This window comes from Martelella sp. FOR1707 (genome assembly GCF_053484265.1).
Genome location: NZ_JBAKFP010000002.1, coordinates 254,001 through 272,554 on the forward strand (window position 1 = coordinate 254,001; position 18,554 = coordinate 272,554).

General features: G+C 63.5%; 17 protein-coding genes. 13 read left to right on the plus strand and 4 right to left on the minus strand.

Annotated elements, in window-relative coordinates; translation table 11 throughout:
* The first annotated feature begins 14 nt into the window (after positions 1 to 14).
* From xylA to V6765_RS05065, 4 genes are all read left to right on the plus strand, one after another.
* Entirely contained in the window at positions 15 to 1,325 is a 1,311-nt protein-coding gene (gene xylA, locus V6765_RS05050) for a xylose isomerase (RefSeq protein ID WP_448427002.1), read from the plus strand.
* A 118-nt stretch (positions 1,326 to 1,443) separates the two neighbouring features.
* Entirely contained in the window at positions 1,444 to 4,395 is a 2,952-nt protein-coding gene (polA, locus tag V6765_RS05055; protein WP_448427003.1) for a DNA polymerase I, read from the plus strand.
* 21 nt (positions 4,396 to 4,416) lie between these two features.
* Positions 4,417 to 4,761, plus strand: coding sequence for a DMT family transporter (locus V6765_RS05060; protein ID WP_448427004.1), 345 nt, complete (start codon positions 4,417 to 4,419; stop codon positions 4,759 to 4,761).
* Positions 4,762 to 5,103: 342 nt separating this feature from the next.
* The gene (locus V6765_RS05065; protein WP_448427005.1) at positions 5,104 to 6,492 is read left to right on the plus strand and encodes a dipeptidase; all 1,389 of its coding nucleotides are present in this window, start codon (positions 5,104 to 5,106) and stop codon (positions 6,490 to 6,492) included.
* A gap of 143 nt (positions 6,493 to 6,635) precedes the next feature.
* On the opposite strand, the gene ftsY is transcribed toward V6765_RS05065, so the two are convergent.
* From ftsY to dapF, 3 genes are all read right to left on the minus strand, one after another.
* The gene (ftsY, locus tag V6765_RS05070; RefSeq protein ID WP_448427006.1) at positions 6,636 to 8,072 is read right to left on the minus strand and encodes a signal recognition particle-docking protein FtsY; all 1,437 of its coding nucleotides are present in this window, start codon (positions 8,070 to 8,072) and stop codon (positions 6,636 to 6,638) included.
* A 98-nt stretch (positions 8,073 to 8,170) separates the two neighbouring features.
* Entirely contained in the window at positions 8,171 to 9,433 is a 1,263-nt protein-coding gene (mtaB, locus tag V6765_RS05075; protein ID WP_448427007.1) for a tRNA (N(6)-L-threonylcarbamoyladenosine(37)-C(2))-methylthiotransferase MtaB, read from the minus strand.
* A gap of 83 nt (positions 9,434 to 9,516) precedes the next feature.
* Positions 9,517 to 10,395 (minus strand): diaminopimelate epimerase, encoded by an 879-nt coding sequence (dapF, locus tag V6765_RS05080; protein WP_448427009.1) that lies wholly within the window; start codon positions 10,393 to 10,395, stop codon positions 9,517 to 9,519.
* Positions 10,396 to 10,698: 303 nt separating this feature from the next.
* Here dapF and V6765_RS05085 point away from each other — a divergent pair, with 303 nt between their 5' ends.
* A complete protein-coding gene (locus tag V6765_RS05085; protein WP_448427011.1) occupies positions 10,699 to 11,598 on the plus strand; it encodes a DMT family transporter in 900 nt (299 codons plus the stop codon).
* Positions 11,599 to 11,620: 22 nt separating this feature from the next.
* Positions 11,621 to 12,310: a DNA alkylation repair protein gene (locus V6765_RS05090; protein ID WP_448427013.1), complete on the plus strand. Its 690-nt coding sequence runs from the start codon at positions 11,621 to 11,623 to the stop codon at positions 12,308 to 12,310.
* Between the two features lie 2 nt (positions 12,311 to 12,312).
* Here V6765_RS05090 and V6765_RS05095 read toward each other — a convergent pair whose 3' ends face one another.
* Positions 12,313 to 13,335 carry an MBL fold metallo-hydrolase gene (locus V6765_RS05095; RefSeq protein WP_448427014.1) on the minus strand — a complete coding sequence of 341 codons (1,023 nt, stop codon included), beginning with the start codon at positions 13,333 to 13,335 and terminating at the stop codon, positions 12,313 to 12,315.
* 324 nt (positions 13,336 to 13,659) lie between these two features.
* Between V6765_RS05095 and ffh the strand changes: the two genes are divergently transcribed.
* The 7 genes from ffh to V6765_RS05130 all read left to right on the plus strand — a co-directional run bounded on the left by ffh (position 13,660) and on the right by V6765_RS05130 (position 18,529).
* Positions 13,660 to 15,195: a signal recognition particle protein gene (gene ffh / locus V6765_RS05100; protein ID WP_448427016.1), complete on the plus strand. Its 1,536-nt coding sequence runs from the start codon at positions 13,660 to 13,662 to the stop codon at positions 15,193 to 15,195.
* The gene (locus V6765_RS05105) at positions 15,192 to 15,722 is read left to right on the plus strand and encodes a GNAT family N-acetyltransferase (RefSeq protein ID WP_448427018.1); all 531 of its coding nucleotides are present in this window, start codon (positions 15,192 to 15,194) and stop codon (positions 15,720 to 15,722) included. The genes ffh and V6765_RS05105 overlap by 4 nt, the downstream gene beginning before the upstream one ends.
* On the plus strand, positions 15,719 to 16,021 hold the full coding sequence (locus V6765_RS05110; protein ID WP_292059247.1) for a chorismate mutase: 303 nt from the start codon (positions 15,719 to 15,721) through the stop codon (positions 16,019 to 16,021). The genes V6765_RS05105 and V6765_RS05110 overlap by 4 nt, the downstream gene beginning before the upstream one ends.
* A 33-nt stretch (positions 16,022 to 16,054) precedes the next feature.
* The gene (rpsP, locus tag V6765_RS05115; RefSeq protein ID WP_448427020.1) at positions 16,055 to 16,438 is read left to right on the plus strand and encodes a 30S ribosomal protein S16; all 384 of its coding nucleotides are present in this window, start codon (positions 16,055 to 16,057) and stop codon (positions 16,436 to 16,438) included.
* A 307-nt stretch (positions 16,439 to 16,745) separates the two neighbouring features.
* Positions 16,746 to 17,312, plus strand: coding sequence for a ribosome maturation factor RimM (gene rimM, locus V6765_RS05120; protein ID WP_448427022.1), 567 nt, complete (start codon positions 16,746 to 16,748; stop codon positions 17,310 to 17,312).
* 10 nt (positions 17,313 to 17,322) lie between these two features.
* Positions 17,323 to 18,012 carry a tRNA (guanosine(37)-N1)-methyltransferase TrmD gene (gene trmD / locus V6765_RS05125; protein ID WP_448427024.1) on the plus strand — a complete coding sequence of 230 codons (690 nt, stop codon included), beginning with the start codon at positions 17,323 to 17,325 and terminating at the stop codon, positions 18,010 to 18,012.
* Positions 18,005 to 18,529 (plus strand): GNAT family N-acetyltransferase, encoded by a 525-nt coding sequence (locus V6765_RS05130; protein WP_448427025.1) that lies wholly within the window; start codon positions 18,005 to 18,007, stop codon positions 18,527 to 18,529. The genes trmD and V6765_RS05130 overlap by 8 nt, the downstream gene beginning before the upstream one ends.
* Positions 18,530 to 18,554: the final 25 nt, after the last annotated feature.

The window sequence follows — 18,554 nt, forward strand, 5'->3', positions numbered from 1 at the left end:
ATGGGAGAATTGATATGAGCACCGGTTTTTTCGGCGATATCGCCAAAATCAAATATGAAGGCCCGGACAGCGACAATCCGCTGGCCTTCCGGCACTACAACCCCGACGAGGTCGTCCTCGGCAAGCCGCTGAAGGAGCATCTGCGCTTCGCGGTCGCCTATTGGCACTCGCTGGCATGGGAGGGCGGCGACCCCTTTGGCGGGCGCACTTTCGACCGCCCGTGGTACGATGGCGGCATGGACAAGGCGAAGCTCAAGGCCGATGTCGCCTTCGAACTATTCTCGCTGCTCGGCGCGCCCTATTACTGCTTCCACGATGCCGACGTGCGCCCGGAAGGCGGCAATTTCGCCGAGAGCACCAGGAACCTCAACGAGATCGTCGATTACTTCGCCAAGAAGCAGGAAGAGACCGGCGTCAAGCTTCTGTGGGGCACGGCCAACCTGTTCTCCCACCGCCGCTTCATGTCTGGCGCTTCGACCAATCCCGATCCGGAGGTGTTCGCCTACTCCGCCGCCACCATCAAGACCTGCATGGATGCCACCATGAAGCTCGGCGGCGAGAACTATGTGCTGTGGGGCGGCCGCGAGGGCTACGAGACCCTGCTCAACACCGACATGAGCCGCGAGTTCGACCAGATGGCGCGCATGCTGTCGATGGTGATCGAGTACAAGCACAAGATCGGCTTCAAGGGCCAGATCCTGGTCGAGCCAAAGCCGCAGGAGCCGACCAAGCACCAGTATGATTACGACGTCGCCACGGTGTACGGCTTCTTGCAGAAATACGGGCTGGAGAAGGAAGTGAAGCTCAATATCGAGCAGGGTCACGCCATTCTCGCCGGCCACACTTTCGAGCATGAACTGGCGCTGGCGCGAACGCTCGGCGTGCTCGGTTCGATCGACATGAACCGCAATGACTATCAGTCCGGCTGGGATACCGACCAGTTCCCCAACAATGTGCCGGAAATGGCGCTCGCCTACTATCAGGTTCTGCTGGCGGGCGGCTTCACCTCCGGCGGCACCAATTTCGACGCCAAGCTGCGCCGCCAGTCGATCGATCCGGCGGACCTGCTTTACGGCCATATCGGCGGCATGGATTGCTGCGCCCGCGGGCTGAAGGCCGCCGCCCGGATGATCGAGGACGGCGCGCTGTCGAAGCCGCTCGACGAGCGCTATGCCGGCTGGAACGGCGATAGCGCCAAGAAGATGCTCTCCGGCGAAATGACGCTGGAAGACATCGCCGCCATGGTGGAGAAGGATGATATCAACCCCGAACCGAAATCGGGCCGCCAGGAATATCTGGAAAATATCGTCAACAAATATGTGTGACGGCTGACCGCCGGCGATTTGCCAAATACCGAAAAATGCGCAGGCCGGGTTTCGAAAGCTCGGCCTGCGGCGTTTTCGGGCCATGGACCTTTGCCGCCCGAGCGGCTATGGATTTGCCATGAAAAAAGACGATCACCTTTTCCTGATTGACGGCTCGGGCTTCATCTTCCGCGCCTTCCACGCGCTGCCGCCGCTAACGCGTAAATCCGACGGCCTGCCGGTGGGCGCGGTTTCCGGTTTCTGCAACATGCTGTGGAAGCTTCTGACCCAGGCGCGCGACACCTCCGTGGGGGTCACGCCGACCCATCTGGCCGTGATCTTCGACTATTCCTCGAAGACTTTCCGCAAGGAAATCTATCCGGATTACAAGGCTCATCGTCCGCCGCCGCCGGAGGATCTGGTGCCGCAGTTTGCGCTGATCCGCGAGGCGACGCGGGCCTTCAACCTGCCCTGCATCGAGATGGAGGGTTTTGAGGCCGACGATATCATCGCCACCTATGCGCGGATGGCGGTGGCGGCTGGCGGCGACGCCACCATCATTTCCTCCGACAAGGATCTGATGCAGCTCGTCGGGCCCAAGGTGCACATGTATGACGGCATGAAGGACCGCCAGATCGGCGTGCCGGAAGTGATCGACAAATGGGGCGTGCCGCCGGAAAAGATGATCGACCTTCAGGCGCTGACGGGCGATTCGGTGGATAATGTTCCGGGCGTGCCGGGCATCGGCCCGAAGACGGCGGCGACGCTGCTGGAGGAATTCGGCGATCTGGATAATCTGCTCGCCAATGCCGAGCAGATCAAGCAGAACAAGCGCCGCGAAAACATCATCGCCAACCGCGATCTGGTTCTGGTCTCGCGACAGCTAGTGACGCTGAAGCAGGATTGCCCGGTGGATGTGCCGCTCGATGCGCTGTCGCTGGAGCCGCAGGACGGGCCGAAGCTCGTCTCCTTCCTGAAGGCGATGGAATTCAACTCGCTGACAAGACGCGTGGCCGAGGCCACCGGCGCCGAGGCGCAGGCGATCGAGGCCGCGCCCGTCGACGTCGAATGGGGTGCCGAGGCGCACGGGCCGGATCTCGATCCGGGTGATGGCACGGCTTCGGCCGCCGCGCCCGCTTCCGGCGCGACCGACGGCAAGCGCCCGGCCGATCTTGCCGCGGCGAGGGCCGCGCGCTTTGCTTCGCTGCCGATCAAGCACGAAAATTACGAGACGATCCGCGATCTCGTCACCTTGGAAGGCTGGCTGGAGACGGCGCGCGAGCGCGGGCTCGTGGCCTTTGACACCGAGACCACCTCGCTCGACGCGATGCAGGCCGAACTCGTCGGCTTCTCGCTGGCGCTTTATGATGAGGATGCCGCCGATGATGGTGCGGTGATCCGCGCGGCCTATGTGCCGCTCGCCCACAAGGCGGGGCAGGACGATCTGCTCGGCGGCGGGCTTGCCGAGGGGCAGGTCCCGTTTGACGCGGCGCTTGCGGCGCTGAAGGGCCTGCTTGAGGACGAGGCGGTTTTGAAGATCGCCCAGAACCTCAAATATGATTATCTCGTGATGCTGCGCCACGGCATCACGGTGAAGAATTTCGACGACACCATGCTGCTCTCCTATGTGCTCGATTCGGGCATGGGCGCGCACGGCATGGATGCGTTGTCTGAAAAATGGCTCGGCCACCAGCCAATCCCCTACAAGGAGGTCGCCGGTTCCGGCCGCAACATGGTCACCTTCGACCATGTCGATATCGACCGCGCCACGGCCTATGCTGCGGAAGATGCCGATGTGACGCTGAGGCTCTGGCTGGTGCTGAAGCCCCGGCTTGCCGCCGAACGGGTGATGACGGTGTACGAACGACTGGAGCGGCCGCTGCTGCCGGTGCTCGCCCGCATGGAAGAACGCGGCATCTCGGTCGACCGGCAGATTCTGTCGCGCCTTTCCGGCGAACTGGCGCAGAAGGCGGCAGCGCTCGAGGACGAGATCTACGAGCTGGCCGGCGAGAAATTCAACATCGGCTCGCCCAAGCAGCTTGGCGACATCCTGTTCGGCAAGATGGGGCTTCCCGGCGGCAAGAAGACCAAGAGCGGACAGTGGTCGACTGCCGTGCAGGTGCTGGACGATCTGGCGGCTCAGGGCCTGCCGCTGCCGAGTCGCATTGTCGACTGGCGGCAGATGACCAAGCTGAAATCGACCTATACCGATGCGCTGCCGGGCTATATCCACCCGCAGACCAAGCGCGTCCACACCTCGTATTCGCTGGCCTCGACCACGACCGGGCGGCTCTCCTCGTCGGAGCCGAACCTGCAGAACATTCCGGTGCGCACCGCGGAGGGCCGCAAGATCCGCACCGCCTTCATCGCCAATCCGGGCCACAAGCTGCTGTCGGCGGACTACAGCCAGATCGAGCTCCGCGTGCTTGCCCATGTCGCCGATATTCCGCAGCTCAAACAGGCCTTCGCCGATGGCATCGACATCCATGCGATGACGGCGTCGGAAATGTTCGGCGTGCCGGTGGAAGGCATGCCGGGCGATGTGCGCCGGCGCGCCAAGGCGATCAATTTCGGCATCATCTACGGCATTTCCGCCTTCGGGCTTTCCAACCAGCTCGGCATCGAGCGGTCCGAGGCGAGCGATTACATCAAGCGCTATTTCGAGCGTTTCCCCGGCATCCGCGATTATATGGACTCCACCAAGGAGCGGGCGCGCGATCTCGGCTATGTCGAGACGATTTTCGGCCGCAAGATCCACTATCCGGAGATCAAATCCTCCAACCATCAGGTCAGAAGCTTCAACGAGCGCGCCGCCATCAACGCGCCGATTCAGGGCTCTGCCGCCGATATCATCCGCCGCGCGATGACCCGGATCGAGCCGGCGCTCGGCGAGGCCGGGTTTGGCGAGCGGGCGAAGATGCTGCTTCAGGTCCATGACGAACTGATTTTCGAGGTCGAGGATGACGCGGTGGACAAGGCTCGCGCCGTGATCGTCGACATCATGGAAAACGCCGCCATGCCCGCCGTTTCGATGGCGGTTCCGCTCAAGGTCGATGCCCGCGCCGCCCACAACTGGGACGAGGCGCACTGAGTTTTTGAAGAAGGAACGGACATGAATCCTGCACTCGCGGCCTATGGCGCGCTCGGTATCGCGATCGTCTGCGAGGTGATCGGCTCGACGCTTCTGCAGAAATCCTACGGCTTTACCCGGCTTTTGCCGACGATCGGCGTCGCGGTGTTCTACATCATCGCCTTCTTCTGCCTGTCCCAGGCGCTGAAGACGATCCCGCTCGGCGTCGCATATGCGATCTGGGCGGGGCTCGGCATCGTGCTGACGGCGGCCGTCAGCGTTGTCGTCCTGCGCCAGAACCTCGATCTCGCCGCCTGGGTCGGCATCGCCATGATCGTCGGCGGGGTGCTGGTGATGAACCTGTTCTCCAACGCCGCCGGCCATTGACAGCGCAATCGTCGAAATTTTGCTTCAGATTACTGATTTGTAACGAAACGGGGCCCCCGCGTCCCTTGAATCGACACATTTCGAAGTACATCTAATAACCAACGGCGCTTGATCACGCCGCTGTTCGAAGAAGGCCCGTCCCCCGCCTCTTCGGACAAAAGGACAAAGGCTCCATCCCCCTCTCCGGCCTTTGTCCAAAAAAGCAGCCGCCATGGTCAGTCCCCCCCCTCCAGGCCATGGCGGCTTTTTCTTTGCCCGCTTCCCGCCCTGATCGAGGTTTTCAATCGCTGCCTGCTGGCCTATGGTCCTGCCAGTGATTTGCCCGCCTACCGGAGGTTCCCCATGACCCAGCTCGACGCTATTTTGAAGCGCGCCGACGACAACCTGCCCTCAAGCCTCGACAAGCTGTTCGCGCTTTTGCGAATTCCGTCGATTTCCACCGATCCGGCCTACAAGGAAAAATGCACCGAGGCCGCCGACTGGCTGGTCGCGGAATTGAAGACGCTCGGCTTTCTGGCAGAAGCCCACAAGACCAAGGGCCATCCGATGGTGGTGGCGACCAGCGAGAATGCGCCGGAAGGCGCGCCGCATGTGCTGTTTTACGGCCATTACGACGTTCAACCCGTCGATCCGCTGTCGCTGTGGGAAGACGATCCCTTTGACCCCAAGATCAAGGACAGTGCGGCCGGCACCAAGGTGATTACCGGGCGCGGCACCAGCGACGACAAGGGTCAACTGATGACCTTCCTGCAGGCCTGCCGTGCCTATCGCGAGGAAAATGCCGAGCTGCCGGTCAAGATAACGATCATGTTCGAGGGCGAGGAGGAATCCGGTTCTCCCTCGCTGCCGGCCTTCATCGAGGAGCACGGCGACCTGATCAAGGCCGATTTCGCGCTGGTCTGCGACACCGGCATGTGGGACCGCGAGACGCCGGCGATCGCAGCGACGCTGCGCGGTCTGGTGGGCGACGAGGTGGTGATCACGGCTGCCGACCGCGATCTCCATTCCGGCTTCTTCGGTGGCGCTGCGGCCAACCCGATCCATATCCTCGCCGACATCCTCGCCGGCCTTCACGACGAGGACGGCCGGGTGACGCTGCCGGGCTTCTATGACGGCGTCGAGGAAACGCCTGAGGACGTGAAAAAGGGCTGGGAGCAACTCGGCGAAACCGACGAGCGCTTTCTGGGCGAAATCGGCCTCTCCAAGGCGGCCGGCGAAAAGGGCCGCTCGGTGCTGGAACTGACCTGGACGCGGCCGACGGCCGAGGTCAACGGCATTACCGGCGGCTATACCGGCGAGGGCTTCAAGACGGTGATCGCCGCTCAGGCTTCCGCCAAGGTCTCGTTCCGCCTCGTCGGCCAGCAGGACCCGGTGAAAATCCGTGAAAGCTTCCGCGCCTATGTGCGCTCGAAACTGCCGGAAGATTGCAGCGCGGAATTCCACCCCCATGGCGGTTCGCCGGCAATCCAGCTCGATTACAACGCGCCCTTCCTGAAGAAGGCGCAGGCAGCCCTTTCGGAAGAATGGCCGAAACCGGCCGTGGTGATCGGCATGGGCGGCTCGATCCCGATCGTCGGCGATTTCCAGCGCAAACTCGGCATGGATTCGCTCCTGGTCGGCTTCGGCCTCAATGACGATCGCATTCATTCGCCGAACGAGAAATACGAACTGACCTCCTTCCACAAGGGCATCCGCTCCTGGATCCGGATCCTCGACGCGCTTTCGCGCTGAGGGGGCTCTCAGTTCATAATCTCTCCCCTTGCGGGAGAGATGCCTCGACAGGCTCGGAGTTTGCGGTTTCTGCCCTCTCTATCGTTTTCGCGACATCTCGCCCTCAAGGGGAGATCGATGGGGCTCTGTGGCCAGCGTCTCGATCAGTCCTGCTCTTCCACCTGCCGCCCGGCGATTGCCTCGGCGAATTCGGCGGCTTCGAAGGGTTCGAGGTCGTCGATGCCTTCGCCGACGCCGATGAAATACACCGGCAGCTTGTGCTTGGCGGCGATCGCCACCAGAATGCCGCCGCGCGCGGTGCCGTCGAGCTTTGTCATGACGAGGCCGGAAACCCCGGCGATATTGCGGAAGATCTCGACCTGGTTCATGGCGTTCTGGCCGGTGGTGGCGTCGAGCGTCTGTAGCACCGTATGCGGGGCGTCCGGATCGAGCTTGCCGAGCACGCGCACGATCTTGGCGAGCTCGTCCATCAGCTCGGCCTTGTTTTGAAGCCGACCAGCGGTGTCGATGATCACGACGTCGGAGCCGTTTTCCTGGCCGCGCTTGAAGGCGTCATAGGCAAGGCCCGCCGCGTCCGCGCCCAACTTGGTGCCGACGAATTCGGCGCCGGTGCGCTCCGACCAGATTTTCAACTGCTCGATCGCGGCCGCGCGAAACGTGTCGCCGGCGCCGAGCGTCACCTTCAGGCCGGCGCGGGTCAGCTTGGCGGCGAGCTTGCCGATCGTGGTGGTCTTGCCGGTGCCGTTGACGCCGACCACGAGGATGACGTGCGGCTTGTGCGACAGGTCAAGCTGGAGCGGCTTGGCGACGGGGGTCAGCACCTTGGTGATTTCGCCGGCCATGATGCGCACCACGTCGTTGCCGCTGACATCCTTACCGTAGCGTTCCGAAGACAGCGTATCGGTGATGCGCATGGCGGTCTCGACGCCGAGATCGGCCTGGATCAAGAGGTCCTCCAGCTCCTCCAGCGCGTCCTCGTCCAGCTTGCGCTTGGTGAAAAGGGCCGCGATCTGGCCGGAAAGCTGCTGCGAGGTGCGAAACAGCCCGGCGCGCAAGCGCTGGAACCAGCTCTGCCGTTTCACCGGCTGCGGGGCAGGGGTTTCGACCGTTCTGCCGGTGACGATCTCGAAGCCCTGATTGCGGACAGCGGGTTGTTCCGGGGCCTTTTCCGACGCGGCGGGGGCTTCGGGCTTCGGCGCGTTGGCTTCCTCTGCGGCGGCTGCTTCTGCCGGGGTGATCTCCTCCGGCTCCTCGGCCGGAACGTCTTGCGGCTCCGGCTCGGCTTTATGGGTCTCGGCGGCGGGCAAAGCCTCGGCGTCGTCCTCGGCCTGTTCCTCCGGCTTGCTGCCCGGGCCGACCACGCCGCCGACAATGCTGTCATCGTCCCAGGGGTCGGCGCTTTTCGCCTCGGCGAGTAGTTCCGGTGCGGCCGCCGTTTCTTCCACAGGAGCGGCTGTTGCGTCTTCGCCGGCTGCAATCGCCTCCGGTTCAGCCGGCGCGATTGCGTCTTCCGGCTTGCTCTCCTCGGCGGCCTGCTTTTTGCCGAAGGTGAAGACGTTTTTCATGAAGCCAAGGGCCATGGGAATCTTTTCCTGTTTGTTTCGAGCCGGCGCGCCCGCGTGCTCCTATATCCTTGCTGCGGCGGAGGCTTGTCAACGCGTGGAGGCCAAAAGCCCTCTCAGGCGGGGCTGAAATCCGCGATCAGCCGCTTGCCGTCACGGCCGGTGATGCGGGCGGCCACGAACCGGCCGGGTTCAAGGCCGGGGGTGGCGACCGGGGCGAAATTCTCGGTATGGCCGTTCTCGCCGCGTTCGGTGAGCACGGTTGCGGCGCTGCCGATCATGCCGGCGAGATGCCGCGCCTTCAGCTTCTCGCCGGTTTCGCGCAGAAGCCGCGCCCGCTCCTTCACCAGCGCCCGGTCGAGCTGCGGCATGCGGGCTGCCGGCGTGCCGGGGCGGGGGCTGTAGGGGAACACGTGAAGCTGGGCGATATCGGCCTCCTCGGCAAAGCGCACGAGATTATCGAAATGCGCCTCGGTCTCTGTCGGGAACCCCGCGATGAAATCCGCGCCGAAGGCGATGCCGGGACGCAGTTCCCGCGCCTTTCTTATGAAGGCGAGCGCGTCCGCCGAAAGATGCCGCCGCTTCATCCGCTTCAGGATCAGGTCGTCGCCATGCTGGAGCGAGAGATGGAGATGCGGCATGAAGCGCGGCTCGTCGGCGAGAAGATCGAGAAGGTGCGTGTCGACCTCGATACTGTCGATCGACGACAGCCTGAGGCGGGCGATCTCCGGCACCTGTTTCAGCAGCGTCTTTGCCAACAGGCCGAGCGTCGGTTCGCCGGGAAGATCGGCGCCATAGGAGGTGGCGTCGACGCCGGTCAGCACGACCTCGCGATAGCCCTGCTCGGCAAGCCTGCGGGCCTGGTCGATCACCGCGCCCATCGGCACGGAGCGCGAATTGCCGCGGCCATAGGGGATGATGCAGAAGGTGCAGCGGTGATCGCAGCCGTTCTGCACCTGCAGGAAGGCGCGCACATGGCCATCAATGCTTTCCACCATTTGCGGCGCGGTATTGCGCACGCTCATAATGTCATTGACGATCAGCTTTTCCTCCGCCGAAACGCCGAAATCCGGGAGGTCGCGATAGTGCCGCGCCTCGAGCTTTTCCGCATTGCCGAGCACCGCGTCGACCTCCGGCATCTTCGCGAAGGTCTCCTTCTCGGTCTGGGCCGCGCAGCCGGTGACGACGATGCGTGCGGTCGGATTTTCGCGCCGCGCCCTGCGGATCGCCTGCCGCGCCTGGCGCACGGCCTCGCCAGTCACCGCGCAGGTATTCACCAGGATCGCATCCTCAAGCCCGGCCTCGGTCGCGGCCTTGAGCATGACTTCGCTCTCATAGGTGTTCAGCCTGCAGCCGAATGTCAGGGTTTTCAGGGGCATTGCTGGCACTGTTGTTTCGGTTTTCGGCTATATGGCGTAACCGGCCGCGAAATGAAAGTGCGTCCGCTGGAAAGCGCCTTGAATCAGCGCCGCTCCCACTCGCCCGTTGCCGGATCAACCCGGCCGGTCCATTCGCGCTCGGCAGGTCCGGTCATGATGACGTGGTTGTCGTCTTCGCGCCAGTCGATCTCCAGCGCGCCAGCGGGCACGTACACCGAGACCTTGCGGCCGGTGCGGCCGGTGCGGGCGGCGGTGACGGCGGCGGCGCAGGCGGCGGAGCCGCAGGCGAGTGTCAGGCCGGCGCCGCGTTCGAAGGTCTTCAGCGCCAGCGAGGACGGCGAGGTCACTTGCGCCAGCGAGATATTGGCGCGCTCGGGAAACATCGGATGATGCTCGTAGCGCGGGCCGAAGGCGAGGAGGTCATAGCTGCCGACATCGCGCGGGACGAAGAACACCGCATGCGGATTGCCCATGGAGGCCGCGGAAAAGCGCTGCAGCGCCGGATCTGGCTCGAAGGGCTCGGAGAGCGCGATATGCTTTGTGTCGCCGGGCGAGCCGGCGAGAGGAATCTTTTCCCACGCGAATTCCGGCGGTCCCATGTCCACCGAAATCCGGCCGTCCTCGAACCGGTCGGCGACAAGCGGGCCGGCGATGGTGCGGAAATCGAAATGGCTGCGCCCGTCGGCGGAAAACAGATAGTCGACGACGCAGCGCGTGCCGTTGCCGCAGGTCTGGGCCATCGAGCCGTCGGAGTTCAGAATGTCGATCCAGCCGTCGGGCGCATCCGCGCGCGGGTCGTAGATCGCCATGATCTGGTCGAAGGCGGTGTCGGGATGGGCATTGAGGCGGATCGCCGCCTGCGGCGTCACCTTGTCGGTTCGCCCGCGCATGTCGATCACCAGGATCTTGTTGCCAAGCCCGTTCATGCGCATCAGCGGCGCCCAGTGTTCGCGGTGGTTCATGCCCGGCACTCCTGTGAGTTCAGCGGTCTTATATGGGCATATTGGCGCGTCGTCACCAGTCTTGCCGATGAAGACCGGAAAAATCCGCAGACGGAACCGCATAGGCGGTCACCGGCCTTTGCCAAGGCGGCGTTTCATGATTAGGTTTGGCGATAACATGCTGCGTTCCGCCGCTATTGCGGGCCGCGCCGCCTTCGAAAGTCCACTCACCATGCCCATTCGCCCTTCCGGTTCGATGAACCCGCCAGCCCCGGCGCGCAACGCTTGCGCATACACGCCCGGGTGCAGCGCCGGAATGCCGGCATGAAGGTGTCGGGCATTCTGCTGGCCTTTGCGGCGGTCACGATCTTTTCCGCGCAGGACGCGATCACGCGCCATCTCGGCCCGCTTTATTCGCCGTTCTTCATCGCCATGGTGCGGTTCTGGGCGTTTGCGGGTTTCGTCGTGGTGCTGGCAGCGCGCCGCCCGGGCGGCTTTGCCGCCGCGATCCGGACGGAGCATCTCGGTCTCCAGATCGTGCGGAGCCTGCTTCTCATCGCCCAGATCCTGATCGCGATCTTCTCCTTCGCGATCGTCGGTCTGGCGCAAAGCCAGGCGATCTTCATGGCGGCCCCGCTGGTCGTGGCACTGCTGTCCGTGCCTATCCTCGGGGAGCGGGTCGGCTGGCGGCGCTGGCTGGCGATCATCAGCGGCCTCGTGGGTGTGATGATCATCATCGATCCGCTCGGCGAAAGGTTTTCGCTGGCAACGCTGATCCCGGTGTCAAGCTGCTGCGTCTTCGCGCTCTACTCGCTGCTGACGCGGCTTGCCGGCCGTTATGACAGCGCCGATGTCAGCCTGTTCTATACCGGCGTCGTCGGCATGGCGGTGACCAGCCTGATCGGGCCGTTCTTCTGGGAGAACCCGCTGGCGATTGACTGGTTCTGGCTGACGGCACTCTGCTTTACTGGGATCGCCGGTCACTACTGCCTCATCCGCGCGCTGGCGATCACCGAGGCGGTCACGGTGCAGTCTTTCATCTATCTGCAACTCGTCTACGGCCTTCTTTTCGGCGTGCTTTTGTTCAACGAGACGCTGACGATCAACATGCTGGTGGGGGCCGCGATCGTGGTCGGCGCCGGTTTCTTCACCATCTGGCGCGAGCACGCGCTGAAGAAACGCGAGATCGCCGCGTCCACGGGCGCCTCGCTGGCGGGCCGGTGATATCTGAATCGGAGGTTTAGAGATGCTGTCACGCAATTCCTCGGCGGATGCCGTCCTGGCCGCTCTTGAAGCAAACGCCGATCCGGCGCTGATAGCGGGCATGGACCGCGTCGGCATCCGGACGGAACACGCCGTCGGGCTTTCCAATCCGGCGCTGCGGCAGATCGCCCGCGAGATCGGCGTCGATCACGCGCGTGCTCTCGCGCTATGGCAAAGCCCGGTGCGCGAGGCGAAGATGCTGGCGCTGCTGACCTTCGACCCCGACAGCCTGATGCCCGATGAGATCTTCGCGCTCGCCGGTGATTTCACCTCCTGGGAAATGGTCGACATGGCCGCCGACCTGTTCGTGGAGGTTGGGCTCGATCCGGCGCTGATCGCGCGGTTTGCCGCCGACGACCGCGAATTCGTGCGCCGCACGGCCTTCGCCATGATCGCGGGCGCGGCCGTTCACTGTAAGAGCGAGCCGAATGAAACCTTCATCGCCTTCCTGCCGCTGATCGAGGCTCATACCGGCGACGACCGCAATTTCGTGAAGAAGGCCGTCAACTGGGCGCTGCGCAATATCGGCATGCGGAACAGGGCCTGCCATGCCGCCGCCCTCGCGCTGGCCGAAAAGCTGGCGGGATCGGATGACAAGACGAGGCGCTGGGTCGGCCGCGACGCGGTCAAATATCTGAGCGACCCGAAACGGCTGGCGCGGCTGCAGGACTGATCTCAGCTGGTTTCCGGCACGTCGAAGGTCTCGCCGGGCTCGAGCGGGCGGAACCGGTCTTCTGAGATGCCGGCATCCGCAAGCGCCGATTTCAGAAGTTTGACAGGATCGTCCCGTCCCTCGTCGGTAAGCTGGAATGTGCCGAAATGGTGGCCGCAGGCGTGGGCCGCGTTGCAGAGCTCGAAGCCGCTGACGGCCTCGACGGGGTCCTGATGCTCGTTCTTCATGAAGTAGCGCGGCTCATAGGCGCCGATCGGCAGGTTGGCGAGCCGGAAGCCGCCGTATTTCTTGGCCGCCGCCTCGTAATTGCGGCCCTCGTGAAACCCGGTGTCGCCGATATGGTAGATCAGGCCTGCCGGCGTCTCGATCACGAAGGCGGACCACAGCGCCATGCGCCGGTCGGCCACACCGCGCGCCGACCAGTGGTGGCAGGGCTCGGCAAAGACCCTTAGGCCGCCCGGAAGCGGCGCCTGCGCGCCCCAGTCGAGCACGGTGACATCGGCGTCGCGAATCTTCGAACGGATGATCGTGTCATTGCCAAGCGGCGTGACGATGCGCGGCTTGTGGTCCTTGTGCAGCCGGGCGAGCGTTGGCAGGCTCAGATGGTCGTAGTGGTTGTGGGTAACCAGCACGACGTCGATCGGCGGCAGGTTTTCGAAGGGAATGCCGGGGGCGCAGACCCGTTTGGGACCCGCCGCCTCGAACGGACTTGCCCGCTCCGTATAGATCGGGTCGGTGAGGATATTGATGCCGGCAACCTGGATCAGCAGCGTGGCATGGCCGACCATGGTGACCCGCAGGCCGTCCCCCTCGACCCGTTCATCGGGTTTGGCGGGCGTGAAGGCGCATTCGACGGTCTTCGGCCAGAGTGACTTCTTGTTGTTGATCTGCCATTTTATGACGTCGCGAAAGCCGGGCGGGTTCATGCCGTCGGGGTTGAAAAACAGGGTTCCGTCGAAATGATCGCTTTTGGGGCCGGTGTAATAGCGATTCTTTGACTGCAAAACGGATCTGACCGGAATCATGTAGCGCTTGACCTTCCTTCGCCGGGCGATCCCGGGAGCGTTGCCGATAGCATTATATGCTGTCGGAGCGCGGAAAGTTCCATGGCGCGTTGCCTCGGCAGGCTTGACTTTGCCGCAATCTTCCTGTTTATCCGCCCTCAATCAGCTGACAGCGAGACGCTCAGCAGCCGACCGGGGCCCGTGAAGGTATAAAGAGAGCCCGGAGGTCAACATCCGACAGCGCGATGCGCCCTCGGATGGATTTTTGCTTTGCGTCTTGTATTTGCCGGCTGCTGTGCCAACGTTTCGACCTGACGACAAGCCGAAACGAAAAGGGAATGGGCCATGTTTGAAAACCTCCAGGACCGCCTTGGTTCCGTCCTCAAGGGACTGACCGGCCGCGGCGCGCTTTCGGAAGCCGATGTTTCGGCTGCGTTGCGCGAGGTTCGGCGCGCCCTGCTGGAGGCTGACGTCGCACTGGAAGTGGTGCGCGATTTCACCGCCAGGGTGAAGGAAAAGGCCGTTGGCGCGGATGTTCTGAAATCGATCAAGCCCGGCCAGATGGTCGTCAAGATCGTGCATGACGAACTGGTCGAGATGCTGGGCGCGGAAGGCGTCACCATCGATCTCAACGCGCCGTCGCCGGTCGTGATCATGATGGTCGGCCTGCAGGGCTCGGGCAAGACCACCACCACCGGCAAGATCGCCGCGCGGCTGACGAACCGCGACCGCAAGCGCGTGCTGATGGCCTCGCTCGACACCCGCCGTCCGGCGGCGCAGGAGCAACTGAAGCAGATCGGCGAGCAGACGAAGGTCGACACGCTGCCGATCATTGCGGGTCAGGATCCGGTCGCGATCGCCAAGCGCGCGGTGCAGGCCGCCAAGCTCGGCGGCCATGACGTCGTCATTCTCGACACCGCCGGCCGCACCCATATCGACGAGCCGCTGATGGTCGAGATGGCGGACATCCGCAAGATCTCGAACCCGCATGAAATCCTGCTGGTGGCAGACAGTCTCACTGGTCAGGACGCCGTCAATCTGGCGCGCAATTTCGACAGCCGCGTCGGCATTACGGGTCTTGTGCTGACCCGTATGGATGGCGACGGCCGCGGTGGTGCGGCGCTTTCGATGCGTGCGGTCACCGGCAAGCCGATCAAGCTGATCGGTACCGGCGAAAAGATGGATGCGCTGGAGGAATTTCACCCCAAGCGCATCGCCGACCGCATTCTCGGCATGGGCGACATCGTCTCGCTGGTGGAAAAGGCCGCCGAGACGATCGATGCCGAAAAAGCCAAGGCCATGGCCGAGAAGATGGCCAAGGGCAAGTTCGACCTGAACGACATGGCCGAGCAGCTGAAGCAGATGCAGAACATGGGCGGTATGGGCGGCATCATGGGGATGATGCCCGGCATGGGCGGCATGAAGGACAGGCTTGCGGCGGCCGGCATGGACGACAGCGTGTTCAAGCGCCAGCTCGCGATCATCTCGTCGATGACGAAATATGAGCGCGCCCATCCTGACGTCCTGAAGAATTCGCGCAAGAAGCGCATTGCCGCGGGCTCCGGCACGTCTGCCGCCGACATCAACAAGCTTTTGAAGATGCACCGCCAGATGGCCGACATGATGAAGGCCATGGGCGGCAAGGGCAAAGGCAAGATGAAGCAGATGATGAACATGCTCGGCGGCGGCATGGGTGGTGGCATGCCGGGCGGAATGGGCGGCATGCCTGACCTCTCCAAGCTCGATGCCAACCAGCTTGCCGAACTGCAGAAGCAGGCCGGTAGTCTCGGCGGCGGCGGCCTGTCGTCGGGCGGGCTTCCGGGTCTCGGCGGTCCGAAGCTGCCCGGCCTTGGTGGCGGTTTCGGCAAGGGGAAGAAATGATCGTGGACATCCCCGTTCTGGAAACCGATCGTCTGATCATGCGGTCGTTTCGCGCCGAGGATTTCGGGCCGATGTCCGCTTTCTTCGCCGACGAGCGGTCGTTCTATTACGGCGGTCCGCTGTCCGCGGGCGATGCATGGCGCAGGCTTGCGACCTATGCCGGCCATTGGGTTTTGAACGGCTATGGCGAGTGGGCGCTGGAGGAGAAGGCCAGCGGCGCTTTCGTCGGTTTCTGCGGACCATGGAAGCCGGGCGACATGCCGGAGGCGGAAATTGCCTGGGCGCTGCTGCCCGAGCACTATGGCAAGGGCTTTGCCCTCGAGGCCGCGAAGCGGGCGTTGCAGCATGTCTACGACGCGCTGAAATGGCCGACGGCGATGAGCCTGATCGAGCCCGGCAATGCCGCCTCGATCCGTCTTGCGGAGCGCCTCGGCGCCAAGGCCGAAAGCAAAATGAAAATATACGGCAGGGAAGCGGTCGTCTACCGCCACCTGCCGCCGAAAATGTTGCAGGAGCAATTCGCATGACACCTAGGGAGCAGCTTCTGCAATACCGCCAGTCGATCGACAATCTCGATGCGGCGCTGGTGCATATCCTGGCCGAACGGTTCCGCTGCACCAAGGCGGTGGGGCACCTGAAGGCCGAGCATGACCTTCCGCCCGCCGACCCGGCGCGCGAAGAACAGCAGATTTCGAGGCTTCGGGCTCTGGCGAAAAGCGCCGACCTCGATCCCGACTTTGCCGAGACATTCCTGAATTTCATCATCAAGGAAGTCATCCGGCACCATGAGCAGATCGCCGCCCAACATAGCGGCATCGAACAGTAAGAAAGGCCGGAAGGCCGTTAAGGAGAAAAGAAAATGGCAATCAAGATTCGTCTCGCCCGCGGCGGCTCCAAGAAGCGTCCGTACTACCACATCGTCGCTGCCGACGAGCGCTCCCCGCGCGACGGCCGCTTCATCGAGAAGCTCGGCCACTGGAACCCGATGCTGCCGAAGGATTCCGAAGAGCGCGTTACCTTCGACGAAGAGCGCGTAAAGTACTGGCTCGGCACCGGCGCACAGCCGACCGACCGTGTGCTCCGCTTCCTCGCCGAAGCCGGCCTTGCCGAGCGCAAGGCTCGCAACAACCCGAACAAGGCAAAGCCGGGCAAAAAGGCCGAAGAGCGCGCCGCCGAGAAGAAGCAGAAGGCCGAAGAAGCCGCCGCTGCTGCTGCAGAAGCGACCGCCGAAGCTTCGGAATAAGGGGCGGGGTTGTCCGCGAACGGTCGCAGTTGTGCTCCAAACAATCTCTCCCTTTGAGGGAGAGATGCCCCGACAGGGGCAGAGAGGGGTGAACCCTTTCCGAGAGCCGTCGTTTTCGGCGTATGCCCGATACCCCTCTCTGTCGCTTTCGCGACATCTCCCCCTCAAGGGGGGATTGTTGGCGGCGATGCCTGTGGGCCTCTCGCGACCGAGGCGAACTGAGAGTTGCTTACTCAAAGGCCGGGCGCTTGCGTCCGGCCCTTTTCCTTTGGCCCGAAACGGCATAGATAAATTTCGAGGTGGGACCATGGTGAAGCTGAAAGACCCGGTATTGATGGCGAGCATTGGCGCGGCGCAGGGGTTGCGCGGCGACGTGCGGGTGCGCTGCTTCAGCGCCAATCCGCTTTCCGTCGGCGATTACGGCCATCTTCATGCCGAAGACGGCCGCAGTTTCGAGATTCTCGAAATCCGGCCGGGCAAGAACAACATGGTGGTGATCCGCTTTCGCGGCATCAATGACCGCACCGCCGCCGAGGGCTTGCGCGGTCTCGACCTCTACATCGAACGCGAGAACCTGCCCGATGACGAACTCGACGACGATGAGTATTTCTACGCCGATCTCGAAGGCCTCGACGTCTTCGACGATGCCGGCAACAATTACGGCGCGGTCAGCGCGGTGTTCGATTTCGGCGCCGGCGATCTCTTGGAACTGAAAGGCCCCGGCCGTCGCCCTGTTCTGATCCCGTTCAACGAGAACGCAGTGCTGGAAGTGGATTTCGAGGATGGTCGCATCCTGATCGATCCGGTCGCGGCCGGGCTGATCGACGAAAACGACGACGACGGCCCCGATTTTCCCGGCGCCGGCGGCGCGTGAAGGCCGCGCCATGAGCTTCAAGGCGACAGTGCTGACGCTTTATCCGGAAATGTTTCCGGGTCATCTCGGCGTGTCGCTTGCCGGCCGCGCCGCCGAACGGGGCGACTGGTCGCTTGATGCCGTCAATATCCGCGATTTTGCCGAGGACAGGCACAGAAGCGTCGATGATACGCCGGCCGGCGGCGGCGCTGGCATGGTGCTGCGCGCCGATATACTGGCCAAGGCGATCGATGCCGTGTCCGGCGATGATGCCCGGCCCCGGCTGCTGATGAGCCCGCGCGGGAAGCCGCTGACGCAGCAGCGGGTGCGGGCACTCGCCGAAGGCCCGGGCGTCGTCATCGTCTGCGGCCGCTTCGAGGGCGTCGATCAGCGGGTGATCGACGGTCGCGAACTCGAGGAGGTCTCGATCGGCGATTATATCCTGTCGGGCGGCGAGCCTGCGGCGCTGACGCTGCTCGACGCGGTCGTCAGGGTTCTGCCGGGCGTGATGGGAAACGCCGAATCGGGCACGCATGAGAGCTTCGAGAACGGGCTTCTGGAACATCCGCATTATACGCGGCCTGCGGAATGGGAAGGACACGGCATACCGGATGTTCTGACCTCCGGAAATCATGCCGCGATCGACCGCTGGCGGCATGAAAGGGCGCTGGAACTCACCCGCGCGCGAAGGCCGGACCTGCTGGAGGATGACGATGGCTGAACCGGTGCGGCTGGTGCCATTTACCGAGGAGCATTTCGAAACGCTTGCGGGCTGGTTCCCGGACGCCCGCGCGCTTGCCCAGTGGGGCGGCACCCGGCTGACCTTTCCGCTTGATGCTTCCCAGATGCGCGCCTTGCTCGCGCTTTCGTCCGGCCAGCGGCCCGAATGGCTTTATTTCACGGCGAAACAGGGCGACGCAGTGGTCGGACACTGCGAAATCTGCTTCGACTATTTCGATGGCATCGCCCGGCTCTGCCGCATTGCGGTTGCGCCCGACTGCCGGGGCAGGGGGCTTGCACGGCCGATCGTCTCGCTGCTGATCGACGAGGCGCTGAAGGTGCCTGCAATCGAACGGGTCGAACTGATCGTTTACGATTTCAACGAGACGGCGATCCGAGCCTATCGCGCGCTCGGGTTCCAGATGGAGGGTATCCGCCGCTCCTCGGCGCGGTTTTTGAACGAGCGCTGGGATACGTGTTGGATGAGCCTGTTGCGCTCAGAGTGGGAAAGCCACTGAAAAGGGGTGACAGGCCTCGAAAAAT